Below are 16,143 nucleotides of genomic sequence, written 5' to 3' on the forward strand. Positions count from 1 at the left end.
CCCGCTCCGGCCCGCAGCGCACGTCGCGCGCGCCGGATCGGGGTCCCGGAGGCGGGGGTGGGGTCAGTCGGCGGCCTTGGCGGCGCGCTCGGACTTGATGCGGGCCTGCTCGCGGCGGACCTCCGCGTAGCGGTTCTGCTCGACGCGCAGCCACTCGGGGACCTCGTCGAGCAGGGCCTGGATCTCGGGAGTGGTCAGCGCCTCGGTGACGCCGCCGCGGGCGAGCCCCGAGATGGAGACGTTCAGCCGGGAGGCGATGACGGAGCGGGGGTGCGGCCCCTCCTCTCGCAGCTGCACGAGCCAGGCGGGCGGGTTCGCGGCGAGCTCGTCGTACTGCTCGCGCGTGATCGCCGACTCCTGGAACTCCTCCGGGGTCGCGGGCAGGTAGACCTGCAGCTTCTTCGCCGCGGTCGCAGCCTTCATCGTCTGTGTCGCCTTGGCCATGCGGCAACCCTACCGGCGCGGCGCGGACCACCTACCCTGAGGGGATGAGCGAGCAGCCCGAGACCGTCGACCCGCAGGCCGCTCCCGAGGCGGAGGAGCGTCCGGAGGGCGGGGCGGACGCGGCGGCGGACGACGCGTCGGCCGGATCGGGTGCGGTCGGCGCCGGAGCCGGAACCGAGTCGGACGACGCCGACGGCGACTCCGACGACCTCGACTCCGACGATCTCGACTCCGAGGACAGCGACTCCGACGACGCCGACGCCGGGGACGCCGTCCCCGCCGGCCCCGTGCTCGCCGTCGCCCTCGTGCCCGGCGTCACCCCCACCAAGTGGACCCGCGTCTGGGGCCAGCGCCGCTCCGATCTCCCGCTGCGCATCACCGTCGTCGCCGAGCGCGATCAGGAGCAGGCGCTGCTCGACGGCCGCGCGCAGCTGTCGTTCGTCCGCGGCGACGTCTCCTCCTCCGCCCTCAGCTCCATCCACCTCTACGACGAGCAGCCCGTCGCCGTCGTCGGCCGCGAGCACGTCCTGGCCGCCGCGGAGGAGCTCGACGTCGCCGAGCTGGCCGGCGAGCACCTCCTCCAGGACCCGGAGGACGTGCCCGAGTGGGCCGCGGTCGCCGAGGAGATCGCGGACGGCTCGCGGCGCCCGCTGCCGCGCATGGCCGGCCTCGACGACGCGGTCGAGCAGGTCGCGGCCGGCGTGGGCGTTCTGATCGTGCCGCAGTCGGTGGCGCGCGTGCACAGCCGCAAGGACGTGATCGCTGTGCCGGTGACCGGCGTCCCCCCCTCCTCCGTCCGCCTCGCCTGGGTGACGGACGACAAGGGCGACGACGTCGAGGACTTCATCGGAGTCGTCCGAGGCCGCAGCGCGAACACCACGCGCGGCACCGCCGCGACGCCGAAGGTCGAGTCGCGGGCGAAGGCCGCCAAGGCGAAGGCACGGGAGGCGCGCGAGAAGGCGGAGAGGGCCGGCGGCGGCAAGAAGAAGCCGGCCCGCGCCAAGGCGTCCGCGCCGGCGGTGCGGCGCACCCGCAAGCCCCGCGGCCGCTGACCGTGGTCGATGACGTCGGCTGGTCGCTCCGCCCCGCGACCTCGGAGGACGCCGCGGCGATCGCCGAGCTGCGCGCGGTCGTCATGCGCCCGTCGCTCGAGACGCTCGACCGCTACGACGAGCACCGCGTGCGGCACCGCTTCCTCGACGGCTACCGGCCCGAGCTCACCCGGGTGATCGAGCTCGACGGCGCCTTCGCCGGGAGCATCGCCGCGCGGGTCGAGCCGGACGCGGTCTGGATCGAGCACTTCTACCTGGCGCCGCACGCGCAGGGACGCGGAGTCGGCGGCGCCGTCCTGCGCCGGGTGATGGCGGAGGAGGCGAGGCCGGGTCTGCCCTTCCGCCTCGACGTGCTGAAGCGCAGCGACGCCCGCCGCCTCTACGAGCGGCACGGCTTCCGGTTCGAGCGCGCTCTGGAGTGGGACGACATCCTCGTCGCGCCGCCCGTCTCCTGACCCCTGATCGGGGAGGACGACGGGGCGCGGGCCGCCGCTAGCATGAGCGCGATCCCCTCCGCCGGGTCGGCCGCAGGGCGACCTCCTCCTGGAAGCAGGCACTCCGCCGTGTCCCCGCTCGTTCTGAGGTCCGCCGCCTCCGCGGTCCTCGTCGCCGCCCTGGCGATCACCTCCAGCCCGCTCGCCTCCGCATCGGCGGCCGCGCCGTCGGCCGCCCCCGTCGCCGCCTCCGACGCGCCCCGCTCGATCGTGCTCCCCGAGGGGCAGCCGCTCTGGCAGCCCAGCGCCGAGTCCCCCCTGCCCGCCGTGCCGGACGAGGCGCCGAGCGCCGCCCGTGCGAGCGCTGCGGCGTCGATCAGCGGCCGTGTCGTGGTCGAGGAGGCCGACGGCTCGATCGCGACCACCACTCCCCGCGGCGCCCTCCTGAACGTCGAGGTCTGGTCGAGCGAGGCGGGGCTCCTCGGGAACCACTCCGTCGCCGGCGACCTCACCTTCAGCATCGACGGGCTCACCGCCGGGCAGACCTACTACCTGCTGATCAAGGACAACGCCGACCTGTACGCCGACCTCTGGTCCGGCGGCAGCGCCGTCGCCCGCAGCGCCGAGCCGCTCCAGGCCCCTGCGGCCGGCGTGCAGCTGCGCACCGCACGGCTGGGCTCGCTCGAGGGACGCCTGAGCGGCGTCGCGGGCGACCAGCGCGTCGACATCTGGTACCGCGACCCGGGAACCGACGGCTACTTCCGCACCGGCGAGCTCGACCTGATCACGGGCGGCGACAACCCGTACTCGTTCCAGCAGGTCGTCCCCGGCGACTACCTCGTCCGGGCGTCGAGCCGCGACGACGTGATCGACGACAGCTACTGGGACCACGTCCTCCGCTCGGGCGACGCGGGCGACGTGCGCGTCCCGGTGGGCGGATCGGCCGCCGGGATCGACCTCTCGCTGAGCAGCGACTACCAGCAGTACACCGGCCGCCTCGCCGGATCGGACCGCTACGCGACCTCGGTGGAGGCGACGGGCTACTTCTCCCCGGGCATCCCGGTGCTCTACGTGGCCAGCGGGGCGAACTGGCCGGATGCGCTGAGCGCCGGCCCGGCCGCCGCCGCACTCGGAGGCGCGCTCCTGCTCACCGATCCCGATCGCCTGCCTCGGGTCGTCTCCGACGAGATCCGCCGCCTCCGCCCGGAGCGGGTCGTGGTCGTCGGCAGCGAGCTGAGCGTGAGCCCCGGGGTCCTGTCCGCGATCCGCTCGATCGTCGGCGGCACCGAGCGCATCGGCGGGACGGACCGCTACGACACCTCCCGCCGGATCGTCGCGGACGCCTTCGGCGCCGGTCCCTACTCGAACATGTTCGTCGCGACCGGCACGAACTTCCCCGACGCCCTGTCGGCCGCGCCGATCGCCGGCTGGCGTGCGCAGCCCGTGCTGCTGGTCGACGGTGCGACCTCGGGCGCCGACTCCGCGACCGAGACCGCAGTGCGCGACCTGGCGCCGGAGCACGTGGAGTTCCTCGGCGGCGACCCCTCGATCCGGGACGCGTACGTGGCGGACTTCGCGCGTCGCGGCCTCGCCCCCTCGGTCTCGAGGATCGCCGGCCGCGACCGCTACGAGACCAGCGTCGAGCTGAACAGCGCCTACCCCCAGTCGCTGCTGCAGGACAGCGTCTTCCTCGCCGCGGGGTCCTCCTTCGCCGACGCCCTCTCGGGAGCGACGACGGCGGCGGCCCTGGGCTCGTCCGTGCTGCTGACCGAGCGCGACTGCGTGCACGACTCGACGCTGCGCTTCCTGGCCTCCAACTCGAAGAACTACGCGTTCCTGCTCGGCGGGGAGCCGACGCTCACCGAGGACGTGGCGAACCTCCGCAACTGCGAGTACGACTTCTGACGACGCGTGCTCCCGGGGTCCGGGGCTAGGGTTCGAGCATGCCCACGAGCGATGAGACCTGGACCCTGGCCGAGCACGACGTACCGGTGTACCGCAGCGGTGAGGGCGGCCGCGCGCTGATCCTGATCCACGAGGTCTGGGGGGTCGACGGGCACATCCGCTCGGTCGCCGACCGCTACGCGGCCGAGGGCTACAGCGTCGTCGCCCCCGAGCTCCTGGCCGACAGCGGCCTGCTCGAGCAGCTCGACGAGGAGCAGCGCGCCGACTACGACCACCCGGTGCGGCGCCTGCCGCGCCAGGTCGAGCTGCGCACCTTCTTCGCCCCCGTCTTCACTCCGGAGCACGCGACGCGCACCGTCGCGATCCTCCGCGCCCTCGTCGAGCGGCTCCTGCGCCAGGAGGGCGCGACCAGCGTCTCCGTCACCGGGTTCTGCTACGGCGGCACCTTCTCGTGGGCGCTCGCGCTGGCCGAGCCGCGGCTGGCGGCGGCCGTGCCGTTCTACGGGCACGTCACCGCGTCCGCCGAGGAGCTCGGCACGCTGCAGGTGCCGGTGCTGGCGTTCCTGGGCGATCAGGACGCTCCCCTCGTCGAGCAGGTGCCGCGCATCCGCGAGGCGACCGAGGGCAAGGACGTCGAGGTCGTCGTCTACCCGGGAGCGGGCCACGCCTTCTTCAACGACGCGAACGAGCAGACCTACCAGGCCGAGGCGGCGACCGACGCCTGGCCGCGGGCGCTCGCGTTCCTCGGAGCGCACGCGGGCTGAGCGGGCCCTCGACGGACGGCGCAGGGCACAGCGGCACTGAGCTCGCCGACGGCCTGAGTCAGCGCGGCCGGACCGGCAGCCAGCCCCGCCGAGACGCGAGCACGCCCGCCTGGAAGCGGCTCTCGGCGCCGAGCAGCTCGAAGAGACCGGCGATGTGCCGACGGCAGGTGCGCACGCTGAGGTCCAGCCGTGCCGCGAGCGCCTCGTCGGTGAGCCCGGCGGCGAGGCCCTGCAGGATCGACCGCTGCACCGCGGAGAGGGAGGGCTCCTCCTCGGCACCTGCCGCGTGCAGGGGCGCTGCGAACTCCCACGCCGCGTCGAACACGCGCGCCAGGGTCGCCGCGAGCTCGGGGGAGCGGACGACCAGGGCGGCGCGGTCGTCCTCGTCGCGGGAGCGGGCGACGATCGCGAGAGAGCGGTCGAAGACCACCAGCCGGAAGGGCAGCGTCGGGAGGGTCCGGAACCGCGCGCCCAGCGGCTCGAGCTCCGCGACCGAGCGCCGGAGGGCCGCGTTGTCGCGGCGGCGGTCGTGGTACAGCGTCCGCCTCGCGATGCCGCGCCCGAGCAGCTCGCGGTCGACGGCGTCGCTCGCCTCGTGCCGCTCCACGCTGCTGGTGCCGGGAGCGGCGATCAGCACCTCCTCCGAGGCTCCGCGCTGCAGGTCGAGGAGCAGCCGGAGGACGGTCGCCGGGTCCTCGATCACCTCCACCTGCTCCGCGGCGGCGAGGGCGCTGCGGGCGCTCCGGTAGGCGGGGACGAGGGCCATCAGCTCGCTGCGGCGGCGGGTGATCCCGGTCTGCAGCTCGAGGAGGCGCCGCTCGTCGTCGGCGATCAGCTCGGCCAGGGCGATGTCCGGTGCGGCCGTGGCGAGCGACTCCGCCCCCGCGTGCAGCGGAGCGAGCAGCCGGAGCCCGATCAGCTCGTCGCGCGCCTCGCGGAGGCCGTCGACGGTGACGCCGAGCTCGTCCGACGCGCTCTCGAGCGACCAGTCTCCGCGCACGGACGCGTGCAGGTACAGCGCGATCGCGTTCTCGCTCAGCACCGGCGGCCCCCCGTTCTCCCGACCCTCCCGAGTGTAGGAGGCGCGCACTCAGCGCCGCCGCGCGAGAACCGCGACGACGGCGAGCTCACCGGCGAGGACCAGCGCCACCGCTCCGAACACGGCCGGGCCGACCAGCGCGGCGAGCGGAGTGAGACCGGCGTTCGCGAGGAGGGGGGCGAGGAGACCGATCACGACGCCGGTGCGGCGGGCGGGGGGCTGCCGGCGGGCGACGGCGACGACGCTCAGGGAGGTCGCGGCGGCGGCCGCGAGCACGAGCACGAGGACAGCCGCGGGGTGCGGCTCCCCGAGCAGGAGCAGCGCGGCCAGCGCGGCCCAGGCGAGGGCGCCTCCGGCGGCGACGGGGCCGAGGTGCGGGGTGGCGGCGGGTGCAGTGGCGGTCATGGTCCGTCCTCTCGTCGTGGTCCTCCGAGCCTCGCGGAGGGCCGTCGGCGGCACCAGATCAGCATCCGGGCACGGCAGCATCCGGACATGCGGCGGACCCCCGGCTCCGCGCGGGGCGGAGGTTCGGGGGCCCACGGGACGCCCGGGCAGGCTCCGGCCGTGGCAGCATCCGGTCAGCCGGCCTCGCGCAGCCTCCCGCTGGCGGGGTGGAGGCTGCGCTGCCCACGGCGCGACGGCGGAGTCGTGGGTGACGTCGACTCCTGCTCCCCGGGCGCCCGCTCTTCCCGGGGCGGTGCCCGCGGTCGTAGGCTCGCGCTCATCCGCAACGGGAGGGGCCGACGATGACCGCCACGAGAGAGACGTCCGCCCCGCCCGAGCTCAAGCGCGTGCTCGGCCCCAAGCTGCTGCTGCTGTTCGTGGTCGGCGACATCCTCGGCACCGGGATCTACGCGCTCACCGGGCAGGTCGCGGCCGAGGTGGGCGGGGCCGCGTGGCTCCCCTTCGTGATCGCGTTCGTCGTCGCCACGCTCACCGCCTGCTCCTACCTGGAGCTGGTGACGAAGTACCCGCAGGCGGCGGGCGCCGCGCTCTACGCGCACAAGGCGTTCGGGATCCACTTCGTCACGTTCCTCGTCTGCTTCACCGTGATGGCGAGCGGGATCACCTCGGCCTCCGCCGCCTCGGGCGCCTTCGCGAGCAACTTCGCGATCGGGTTCGGCCTGGGGGACGGTGCGGGGACGCGGCTGAGCATCGCGCTGGTGTTCATGGTCTGCATCGCCCTGGTGAACCTGCGGGGCGTCGCCGAGAGCGTCGGGCTGAACGTGGTGCTCACCCTGATCGAGCTCTCGGGCCTGCTGCTGGTGATCTTCGTCTGCTTCTTCGCGGTGTTCGGCGGGCAGGCCGACTTCTCGCGGGTGGTCGCGTTCGAGGCGCCGGAGGACAAGTCGCTGCTGCTCGCGGTGAGCACCGCGACCTCGCTGGCGTTCTTCGCGATGGTCGGCTTCGAGGACTCGGTGAACATGGCGGAGGAGACGAAGGAGCCCAGCCGCATCTTCCCGCGCGTGATGCTCACGGGTCTCGGCATCACCGCCGTGGTCTACGTGCTCGTGTCCACGCTCGCCGTCGCGATCGTCCCCGTGGGGGAGCTGGCCGGCAACGACACTCCGCTCGTCACGGTCGTCGAGGCCGCGGCGCCCGACTTCCCGATCTCGACGCTCCTGCCCTTCATCTCGCTCTTCGCCGTGGCCAACAGCGCGCTGATCAACATGATGATGGCCAGCCGCCTGCTCTACGGGATGAGCCGCCAGGGCGTGCTGCCGCCGTTCCTGCAGAACGTGCTGCGCGGACGGCGCACGCCGTGGGCGGCGATCCTCTTCACGACGGTGATCGCCCTGCTCCTCACCGCCTACGTGTCGCGCGACCCCTCCGACCCCATCGCGGTGCTGCTGGGCGGGACCACGTCGCTCCTCCTGCTGGCGGTCTTCGCCGTCGTCAACGTCTCCGTGCTGGTGCTGCGGCGGCAGCCGGTCGAGCACCGGCACTTCCGGACCCCCACCGTGCTGCCGGTGCTGGGCACGATCGCCTGCGTCTACCTGGTGCTGCCGATCACCTCGGGACGCGACACGGCCCAGTACGGGATCGCGGGGGTGCTGCTCGTGATCGGCGTCCTGCTCTGGGCGGCGACCTTCATCGACCGGCGGGTCCGCGGCTATGCGCGCACCGCGGCGATCGCTCCGGAGGAGCTCGACGCCGATCCCGCGGAGGACGCATCGGGAGCGCACAGCGACGGCATCGGCCGGTCATAGCCGATCCATAGGGAACTCCCGATACTGGAGTCATGAGCACCCCGGCCCCCTCGAAGCACCTCGCCCCCGCGCAGCGCACCCGCCTCAAGCGGGCCGACGGGACGCCGATCCGCGTCCTCGTCGTCGACGACGAGAGCACCCTCACCGATCTGCTCCAGATGGCGCTGCGCTACGAGGGCTGGGAGGTGCGCACCGCCGCCGAGGGCCGCGCCGCGATCACGATCACCCGCGAGTTCCGACCGGACGTGATCGTGCTCGACGTGATGCTCCCCGACATCGACGGCCTCCAGGTCCTGCAGCGGGTCCGCGCGGACGGCAGCGAGACCCCGGTCCTCTTCCTCACCGCGAAGGACGCGCTCGACGACCGGATCGCCGGGCTCACCGCAGGCGGGGACGACTACGTCACCAAGCCCTTCTCCCTCGAGGAGCTGGTCGCCCGGATGCGCGGTCTCATCCGCCGCAGCACCCTGCTCGCCAACGACGCGGACGACCCCGAGGTCGTCGTGGGTGACCTGGTGCTGAACGAGGACAGCCACGAGGTCCGCCGGGGCGGCGACGAGATCGAGCTGACCGCCACCGAGTTCGAGCTGCTGCGCTTCCTGATGCGCAATCCGCGCCGCGTGCTCAGCAAGGCCCAGATCCTCGACCGGGTCTGGTCGTACGACTTCGGCGGCAAGTCGAGCGTGGTCGAGATCTACATCTCGTACCTGCGCAAGAAGATCGACGCCGGCCGATCGCCGATGATCCACACCGTGCGCGGCGCCGGCTACCTCCTGAAGCCCGCCGACCAGTGAGCCGCACCGGCCGCCCGTCGCTCGGCGACTTCGCGACCCGCTCCGCCCTCCGCAGCTCCCGCCGGGGCCGGCGCGCGCCGTGGACTCTGCGGCGGCGGATGGTCGTCGCCGTGGTCGCGCTCGTCGCGGTGACGGCGGGCGTCGTGGGAGCGGTCAGCGTGCTCTCCGCGCGCTCGATCCTCTACGGCAGCACGGACGCGTCGCTCAGCCAGTCGGTCACGCGCCTCCAGGACTTCGACGGGCCGAGCCGCTTCGGCGGGTCGAGCGCGATCGAGCAGGCCACGACCTGCCCGAGCGGATCCTTCGGCGGCGGCCCGAGCCAGAACCTCAGCACCATCACCGCCGTCCAGGGCTCGGACGGCTCCTTCATCGGCGCCTACGTCGACGCCGACGGGGTCTGCCGGCAGTTCTCGGACCCGGCCGACTCGGTGCTCGCGGCGGCCGTCGCCGCGGGGGGCGAGGAGGCGACCATCGAGCTGCCCGGGAGCCTCGGGACCTACCGCGTGCGCGCGGCGGCGGTCGAGGGCTCCGTCGTCGTCGTCGGCGTCCCCCTGGGCGAGGTCGCCGAGACGCTCGCCTCCCTCACCTGGGTGGTCGTCGTGGTGGTGCTGCTGGCGATGCTGCTGGTCGCCCTCGTCGCCACCGCGATCATCCGCGTGGCCCTGCGGCCCCTGGAGCGGGTGGAGGCGACGGCGACCCGCGTGGCCGAGCTGCCGCTGGACCGCGGCGCCGTCGAGCTGGTCGAGCGGGTCCCGGAGGAGGACGCCGACACCCGCACCGAGGTCGGCCGGGTCGGCGCCGCCTTCAACCGCATGCTCGACCACGTCACCGGTGCGCTGGAATCGCGGCAGGCGAGCGAGGACAAGGTGCGGCAGTTCGTCGCCGACGCCTCGCACGAGCTGCGGACCCCCCTCGCGGCGATCCGCGGCTACGCGGAGCTGCCCCGGCGCGGCGGGACCGAGCTGCCGGAGTCGGCGGCCTACTCCCTCGATCGGATCGAGTCCGCCGCCACCCGGATGACCTCGCTGGTCGAGGACCTCCTCCTGCTCGCCCGCCTCGACGAGGGCCGCGACCTCGAGAAGGAGCCCGTCGACCTGACGCTGCTCGTGATCGAGGCGCTCTCGGACGCGCACGCCGCGGGGCCCGACCACGAGTGGGACCTCGAGCTCCCCGAGGAGCCGATCGAGATCCGCGGCGACGGCTTCCGGCTGCACCAGGTGGTCGCCAATCTGCTGCGGAACGCGACCGTGCACACGCCCCCCGGCACCCGGGTCGTGGCGGCGCTCGCCGAGGAGGTGTCGGAGGGGCGGCCGATCGCGGTCGTCACGGTCACCGACTCCGGCCCGGGCATCGCGCCGGAGCTGGTACCGGTGCTGTTCGAGCGCTTCGCCCGCGGCGACTCCTCCCGAGCGCGCACGACCGGATCGACGGGGCTGGGGCTGGCGATCGTGGCGGCGGTCGTCGACGCCCACGGCGGGCGCGTCCTCGTCGCGTCCGAGCCGGGGCGGACGAGCTTCCGCGTCGAGCTGCCGGCGGGCTGAGGGCAGGGACGGCGGTCTCCCGCCGCCCGCCCTAGACCGAGACGCCCAGTCGGCGGCGCGCGTCGTCGAGGGTCCGCACCACGGCGACCACCTCGTCGAGCGGGTGCAGCGGCGACTCGGTGCGCCCCTCCGTCACGTACTGCGCGACGTGCAGCGCCTCCCAGGCGAGGCCCTCGCCGCCCTGGAGCGGCGTCTCGTCGATCCACGACCCGCTCTCGGAGCCGCGGGTGAGCGTCACGCCGCCCGGCGTCCAGAACGACGGGTGCACGTCGATCCGCCCCGCCCGCCCCGCGACGCTCGCCGCGTGGCGGGTGTCGGCCAGCACTGTCGAGGTGGCCACCGACTGCACCCCGTGCGCGTGGCTGCCGACGATCGTCGCGGTCGCGTCGACGCCGGTCGAGGTCATGCTGCCGGCGACGACGGTGCTCTGCGGGGTGCCGGCCACCATCGAGACGAAGGAGGAGGCGTAGACGCCGACGTCCAGCAGGCCGCCCCCCGCGAGCGCCGGGTCGAAGATCCGGCTGGAGGGGTCGAAGTCGAAGGCGGCGCCGAAGTCGGCCGAGACGACGGCCGGCGCGCCGACCGCCCCGTCGGCGAGCAGCTGCCGCACGACGTCCATGTGCGGCAGGTAGCGCATCCACATCGCCTCCATCGCGAAGACTCCGGCGTCGCGCGCGGCGTGCACGATCATCTCGGCCTCGCCCGGGGTCGGCGCGAACGGCTTCTCGACCAGGATGTGCTTGCCCGCGGCGATGGCGAGCAGCGCCTGGCGCGCGTGCTCCGAGTGCGGGGAGGCGATGTAGACCACGTCGACCTCCGGATCCTCGACCACGGCCTCGTAGCCGGCCGAGGCCCGCTCGATCCCGAACCGGCTCGCGAACCGCTCCGCGCGCTCGAGCGAGCGGGAGCCGACCGAGACCACGCGCTGCCGGGTGTGCTTCTGGAGCGCCTCGACGAACGAGCCGGCGATCGAGCCGGGCGCGATCACCCCCCAGCGCAGGACGGGGGAGTCGAGGAGGGAGGGGAGTCGGGGCTCGGGGAGCGTCAGTGCCATGCGTCCACGCTAGGGCCCCGTGCCCGGCGGGGGCGAGGGGGTGCGCGGCGGTCCCCTAGGGTGTGACGGCACGCGCAGTCGCGGGCGGAGGAGGACGTCATGCCCGAGTGGTACACCCTGGGCGTCGTCGCCCTCGTGATCGTCGTGGTGGTCGTCGCGATCGTGCGGTTCCGGTTCAACCCGGTGCTGGCGCTGGCCGTGGGAGCCGCCGCGATCGGCCTGCTCACCGGGCTCGGCCCCGTCGACACCGTCTCCACGATGACCACCGGCTTCGGCGAGGTGATGATGGAGGCTGGCCTCCTGATCGGCTGGGGCGTGCTCATCGGCGCGATGCTCAACGAGATGGGCGCCGTCGTCCGGCTCGTCGAGGGCCTGCTGCGCGTCTTCGGCCGCCGCGGGATCCCCTACGCGCTGGGCCTGTCCTTCGCCACGTACCTGCAGACGATCTTCGTCGACGCGCTGATCGTGATCGCGGCCCCGCTCGCGCGCCGGATCGCGCCGCGGCTGGGGCGCGCGGGCACCGGCATCGTCGCCGTGACCTTCGCCGTCGGGCTCGAGACGGGCATCGTGATGATGGTGCCCGGCTTCGCCGCGGTCGCGCTCGCGGGGCTGCTCGGAGTGCCGCTGGGCGTGATGATGCTCGGCGGGTTCGCGGTGGTGGCGCCGACGGTCGTGGTCACGATCCTGCTGATGTCGCTCGCGTTCCGCCTCGGCTTCTGGGACCCGGCGCGCGACGAGCAGCTGGTCGTGCGCGACGACACGACCGGGCTCGCGACGGTGGGGGCGGCGTCGGCCGCGGACGGCGGACGGCTGCCGTCGTTCGGCGCGCGGGGGAGCGGCGGGGCGTCCTCGAGCGGAGCCGGAGCGGCATCGGGCGGCTCGTCCGGCTCGTCCGTCGAGGACGCGGCGGGTCCCGCCGAGGCGCAGGACGCCCACGCCGCCCGCGAGCGCCCGCTCCTGTTCCTCTTCGCGCCCATGCTCCTCGCCCTCCTGCTCATCGCCGCGCAGGCGGTGCTCACCGTCTCCGGGGTCGAGCTGCCGGTGCTGCAGTTCATCGGGAACCCCGTCATCGCGCTCCTCCTCGCCGTGATCGGCACCGGAGTGGTCGGCCGGTCCACCGTGGGAACCGCGCGGATGGAGAAGGCGGTCGCCAAGGGCTTCCAGGACGGTGGGCAGATCTTCCTGCTCACCGGCGTCGGCGGGGCGCTCGCCGCGGTGATCGCGCAGGGTGACCTCGGCGAGATCCTGAAGGGCTACTTCTCGACCTCGGCGACCGCGCCGCTGCTGCTCGTCTGGGTGATGGCGGCCGTGCTGCACATCGCGGTCGGCTCGGTCACCCTCTCGGCGATCACGGCGGCCGGAGTCGTCGCACCCGTCGCCGCCACGCTCGGCCTCGACCCTCTGCTGATCGCGCTCGCCGCGGGTTCCGGCGCGCTGTTCTGCATCCACGTCACCTCGAACACCTTCTGGCTGCTGCAGAGCTTCCTCGGCCAGTCGGTCCGCGGCGCTCTCAAGTCCGTGACCGTCGGCGTCTCCCTCGCCTCCGTCCTCGCGCTCGGCGCCACGCTCGTCCTCTCCCTCTTCCTCTGACCGGGCCCTCCCTCCTCCTTCCGCCGGATGCCACTCGGGTACTCGAGTCGCCGGGCCAGGCGTACCGAAGAGGCATCTCGCGGAGGTGACCCGGCCGACACGTGACGGAAACATGGAGCCTCTATCTTCCTGAGAGGGTTCACATCCGATTCGGAGATCCAGACGCCGACGGGGGCCCGATCCGTTCCGTCACGCCTCGACAAGGGAAGAACTCCGCTTGAGATCTCGAACCGCCCTCGCCTCCGGATGCGCCGCGCTCGCGCTCGCCGCCGGCGGCCTCCTGGTCGCCCCGCCGGCGACCGCCACGACGACAGCACCCGCCGACTACACCCGCGTGGACATCGTGCGTCCTCCGTCCGCTCCGATCGCGGTGCCGACCAGCTACCCGCAGCAGAGCCCGCTGACCGAGGTGCCCGTCGACCCGACCGACGCCTCGCTCCTGCGCGGAGTCACCCCCTACGACGCCATCGCGCCGCAGCTGAACGCGCTCGCCGCCCGCTCCGACCGGGTCTCGACCCAGGTGGTCGGGAAGTCCGGCCTCGGCCGCGACATCTACCTGGTCACCGTCACCGCCCCCGAGACCGAGGCCGAGACGGCGCAGCAGGCCGAGTGGCGCGACCGGCTCAAGTACGAGCCCGCCGCCGCGGCCGCCGACGCCGAGCTGATGGACGGCTACAAGGTGCCGGTCTGGTTCAACGGCAACATCCACGGCAACGAGTGGGAGGGCAGCGACGCGATCCTCGAGTACATCGAGGGCGTCGCCACCGCCGAGGACGCGGAGACCGAGGCGCTGCTCGAGGGCAACCGCCTCTACTTCACCGTCACCAACAACCCCGACGGCCGCGCCCTCGGCCAGCGCGCCGTCGCCGCGGGCTACGACCCGAACCGCGACATGATCACCGGAGCCACCAGCGAGGCGGCCGTGATCCGCGACCTCTCGAGCGTGCTCCAGCCCACGTACTTCATCGACATCCACGGCTACACCGGGATCCTCCAGGTCGAGCCCTGCGGCCCGCCGCACGGCGAGAACTACGAGTACGACCTCTTCCTCCCGCACGCCTACGCGACCGCGCTCGAGATCGAGCGCCGCGTCGTCGAGGCCGACGTGCCCGGCAACACCTACCTCGCCGAGGACGGCAGCGCCACCACGGACAACACCGGGAAGATCCTCATCCCCTACCGCGACATCCGCGCGGGCTGGGACGACTGGCCCCCCATCTTCGCCCCGCAGTACGTCGCCTTCCAGGGCGCGATCACCAACACGGTGGAGCTTCCGCTCGGCCGCACGGCCAACAGCACTCCGGAGGAGATCGCCCAGGGCCAGGCCAACGCGGACATCGACGTCGAGGTCGCCGGGATCGTCATGGACGCCTCCGTCGACTACATCGAGGCCAACCGCGACGCGCTCCTGAGCAACCAGGTCGCCATCTTCGAGCGCGGCGTCACCGGCGCCCCCGCCGTCGAGATCCCCGCCGACGTCTCCGCGGCCGACCTGCCCGCGGGCGTGCCGACCGAGTGGACCGAGATCTGGGACGAGACCGACGTCTACACGACCGAGTACCCGCGCGCCTACGTCATCCCCGTCGACGGCACGCAGCGCTCCGTCTCGGACGCCGAGACCCTCGTCGCGCAGCTGCTCGCCCACGGCGTCGAGGTGTCGCGGACCACGGCCGCCACGAGCGTCGAAGGAGTCTCCTACCCCGCGGGCACCTACCTGGTCGACATGCACCAGTCGGTCCGCGGCCTCGCCAACGTCCTCCTCGCCGACGGCAGCGACATCTCGAGCCGCGTGCCCGAGATGTACGACGTCTCGGCCTGGAGCCTCTCGCTCCTCTGGGGCGCCGACGTGCAGGCGATCGGCTCCACCACCGACGCCCTCCCGGCCGTCGGCCTGGAGCCGGTGACCGCCGTGGCTCCGGTCGGCTCCGTCCCGGCAGGCGCCGACTACCTCGCCTTCGAGCCGCGCGGCGTCCTGCAGTACCAGGCCGTCAACGCGCTGCTGGCCGACGGCGTCGCCCTCGAGCAGTTCGAGGACGGCACGATCGCCCTCCGTGCAGACGCCGCCGGGCTCGCGGCCGCCGAGGGAGCCGCCGCCGTCTTCGGCGTCGACTTCACGGCGACCACCGCCGACCGCGTGCGCGCCGAGGACGGGAAGGCGCTCGACGCCCTCCGCGTCGCCTACTCCGGCACGAACGAGGACCGCGACGCGCTGGCCAAGCTCGGCTTCGCCGACGCGGTCGCCGTCGACGCGGCCGCGCTCACCGCGGGCACCGCGACCCTCGAGGGCGCCGACGTGCTCTACGTGGGACGCGCCCTCTCCTTCACCGCGGAGCAGGCCGTGGGCCGCACCGTGGTCGAGGAGTTCCTCGCGGCGGGCGGCGACGTCGTCGGCCGCGGCGGCGCAGGAGCGGCCTTCGTGTCCGACTTCGGCCTGGCCGAGCTGACTGCGCAGACCGGCACGAGCGGCTCCAACGGCATCGTCTCGGTCGAGACGCCCGGCGGCGGAGTCCTCGGCGACTACCCGCAGGACACCGCGTTCGTCTCGCCGGCACTGTGGTTCGCCGGCTTCGACGAGTCGGTCGCGGTCGAGCAGAGCTACTCGGAGGACGGCACGTTCGTCGCCGGGCACTGGGTCGACTCCGACGGGCAGTCCCGGAGCGACGCGGCCGGGCAGGCCTCGGCCGTCTCGTTCTCGACGGAGTCGGGCACCGAGGGCTTCCTCTTCGGCACCTCGCCGGTGTTCCGCAACCACCCGGTCGGAGCGTTCAGCGACGTCGCCCGGGCGCTGCTCGCCGTGGCGCCGGAGGGCGCCGCCGTCGAGCTGCCGGGGACTTCGGAGCCCACGCCGACGCCGGAGCCGACCGGCTCACCGGAGCCGACCGCGACTCCCGAGCCGACGGCGACTCCTGAGCCGACCGGCTCACCGGAGCCGACCGCGACCCCCGAGCCGACGGCGACTCCTGTGCCGACCGTGACGCCCGAGCCGACCGCGAGCCCCGAGCCCACGTCGACCCCGGAGCCCACCGTCGTGCCGACGGCCGGACCGACCGCCACGGCCGCGCCGATCACCGCACCGACCGGCCCCGGCGGCCTCCCCTCCACCGGAGTGGAGACCGGCTCCTGGCTGCTGCTCTCGGGAGGTGCTGTCGCCCTCGGCCTCGGCTCGCTCCTGATCGCCCGCAGCCGTCGCCGTGAGGACCAGGAGGCCTAGCCTCCGCCTCGGGGAGGGACCGGGCGCCCGCCGCCCGGTCCCTCCCCGTTCCTGTTCGCCGTCCCCCTCGTCGCGTCGCTCCGGGACTGCCCGTCGGAGTCGACC

The 16,143-nt window shown here is 73.8% G+C and carries 13 protein-coding genes; 9 read left to right on the top strand and 4 right to left on the bottom strand.

All coding sequences use genetic code 11. The features are described 5' to 3' along the window. Positions 1 to 63: 63 nt before the first annotated feature. Entirely contained in the window at positions 64 to 444 is a 381-nt protein-coding gene (locus C5D66_RS04285; RefSeq protein WP_104223641.1) for a DUF5997 family protein, read from the bottom strand. 44 nt (positions 445 to 488) lie between these two features. On the opposite strand from C5D66_RS04285, the gene C5D66_RS04290 reads away from it, so the two are divergent. The 4 genes from C5D66_RS04290 to C5D66_RS04305 all read left to right on the top strand — a co-directional run bounded on the left by C5D66_RS04290 (position 489) and on the right by C5D66_RS04305 (position 4,599). After that, positions 489 to 1,496, top strand: a complete 1,008-nt coding sequence (locus C5D66_RS04290) for a LysR substrate-binding domain-containing protein (RefSeq protein ID WP_104274441.1) — start codon at positions 489 to 491, stop codon at positions 1,494 to 1,496. Between the two features lie 2 nt (positions 1,497 to 1,498). Then, positions 1,499 to 1,951, top strand: a complete 453-nt coding sequence (locus C5D66_RS04295; protein ID WP_258062268.1) for a GNAT family N-acetyltransferase — start codon at positions 1,499 to 1,501, stop codon at positions 1,949 to 1,951. A gap of 108 nt (positions 1,952 to 2,059) precedes the next feature. Beyond that, positions 2,060 to 3,835, top strand: a complete 1,776-nt coding sequence (locus tag C5D66_RS04300; RefSeq protein ID WP_104254826.1) for a cell wall-binding repeat-containing protein — start codon at positions 2,060 to 2,062, stop codon at positions 3,833 to 3,835. A 38-nt stretch (positions 3,836 to 3,873) separates the two neighbouring features. After that, positions 3,874 to 4,599, top strand: coding sequence for a dienelactone hydrolase family protein (locus C5D66_RS04305; RefSeq protein ID WP_104254825.1), 726 nt, complete (start codon positions 3,874 to 3,876; stop codon positions 4,597 to 4,599). Between the two features lie 58 nt (positions 4,600 to 4,657). On the opposite strand, the gene C5D66_RS04310 is transcribed toward C5D66_RS04305, so the two are convergent. Both C5D66_RS04310 and C5D66_RS04315 read right to left on the bottom strand, forming a co-directional pair. Continuing rightward, positions 4,658 to 5,641 carry a LuxR C-terminal-related transcriptional regulator gene (locus C5D66_RS04310; protein ID WP_104254824.1) on the bottom strand — a complete coding sequence of 328 codons (984 nt, stop codon included), beginning with the start codon at positions 5,639 to 5,641 and terminating at the stop codon, positions 4,658 to 4,660. Between the two features lie 48 nt (positions 5,642 to 5,689). Continuing rightward, a complete protein-coding gene (locus C5D66_RS04315) occupies positions 5,690 to 6,043 on the bottom strand; it encodes a hypothetical protein (protein WP_104247765.1) in 354 nt (117 codons plus the stop codon). A 341-nt stretch (positions 6,044 to 6,384) separates the two neighbouring features. Between C5D66_RS04315 and C5D66_RS04320 the strand changes: the two genes are divergently transcribed. From C5D66_RS04320 to C5D66_RS04330, 3 genes are read left to right on the top strand one after another with little or no spacing between them, the layout of a single operon-like run. After that, complete coding sequence (locus tag C5D66_RS04320) at positions 6,385 to 7,848, top strand: APC family permease (protein ID WP_104247764.1); 1,464 nt, start codon at positions 6,385 to 6,387, stop codon at positions 7,846 to 7,848. A gap of 32 nt (positions 7,849 to 7,880) precedes the next feature. Then, on the top strand, positions 7,881 to 8,642 hold the full coding sequence (locus C5D66_RS04325) for a response regulator transcription factor (RefSeq protein WP_104223650.1): 762 nt from the start codon (positions 7,881 to 7,883) through the stop codon (positions 8,640 to 8,642). Beyond that, positions 8,639 to 10,183 carry a cell wall metabolism sensor histidine kinase WalK gene (locus C5D66_RS04330; RefSeq protein ID WP_219812137.1) on the top strand — a complete coding sequence of 515 codons (1,545 nt, stop codon included), beginning with the start codon at positions 8,639 to 8,641 and terminating at the stop codon, positions 10,181 to 10,183. Before C5D66_RS04325 ends, C5D66_RS04330 begins: the two co-directional genes overlap by 4 nt. 31 nt (positions 10,184 to 10,214) lie before the next feature. Here the strand turns inward: C5D66_RS04330 and C5D66_RS04335 are convergent, their stop codons facing one another. Then, positions 10,215 to 11,237 carry a Gfo/Idh/MocA family protein gene (locus C5D66_RS04335; protein ID WP_104223651.1) on the bottom strand — a complete coding sequence of 341 codons (1,023 nt, stop codon included), beginning with the start codon at positions 11,235 to 11,237 and terminating at the stop codon, positions 10,215 to 10,217. 99 nt (positions 11,238 to 11,336) lie between these two features. Between C5D66_RS04335 and C5D66_RS04340 the strand changes: the two genes are divergently transcribed. After that, a complete protein-coding gene (locus tag C5D66_RS04340) occupies positions 11,337 to 12,827 on the top strand; it encodes a GntP family permease (RefSeq protein WP_104254823.1) in 1,491 nt (496 codons plus the stop codon). Positions 12,828 to 13,044: 217 nt separating this feature from the next. Further along, complete coding sequence (locus C5D66_RS04345; protein ID WP_104254822.1) at positions 13,045 to 16,038, top strand: M14 family zinc carboxypeptidase; 2,994 nt, start codon at positions 13,045 to 13,047, stop codon at positions 16,036 to 16,038. Positions 16,039 to 16,143 lie beyond the last annotated feature (105 nt).

The sequence above is a fragment of the Rathayibacter sp. AY1B4 genome (assembly GCF_002932815.1).
GTDB lineage: Bacteria > Actinomycetota > Actinomycetes > Actinomycetales > Microbacteriaceae > Rathayibacter.

What these genes read in the sequence shown, in the direction of transcription:
- C5D66_RS04285 (WP_104223641.1), bottom strand. Translation starts at nt 444, where the DNA reads ATGGCCAAGGCGACACAGACGATGAAGGCTGCGACCGCGGCGAAGAAG.
- C5D66_RS04290 (WP_104274441.1), top strand. Translation starts at nt 489, where the DNA reads ATGAGCGAGCAGCCCGAGACCGTCGACCCGCAGGCCGCTCCCGAGGCG.
- C5D66_RS04305 (WP_104254825.1), top strand. Translation starts at nt 3,874, where the DNA reads ATGCCCACGAGCGATGAGACCTGGACCCTGGCCGAGCACGACGTACCG.
- C5D66_RS04315 (WP_104247765.1), bottom strand. Translation starts at nt 6,043, where the DNA reads ATGACCGCCACTGCACCCGCCGCCACCCCGCACCTCGGCCCCGTCGCC.
- C5D66_RS04320 (WP_104247764.1), top strand. Translation starts at nt 6,385, where the DNA reads ATGACCGCCACGAGAGAGACGTCCGCCCCGCCCGAGCTCAAGCGCGTG.
- C5D66_RS04325 (WP_104223650.1), top strand. Translation starts at nt 7,881, where the DNA reads ATGAGCACCCCGGCCCCCTCGAAGCACCTCGCCCCCGCGCAGCGCACC.
- C5D66_RS04335 (WP_104223651.1), bottom strand. Translation starts at nt 11,237, where the DNA reads ATGGCACTGACGCTCCCCGAGCCCCGACTCCCCTCCCTCCTCGACTCC.
- C5D66_RS04340 (WP_104254823.1), top strand. Translation starts at nt 11,337, where the DNA reads ATGCCCGAGTGGTACACCCTGGGCGTCGTCGCCCTCGTGATCGTCGTG.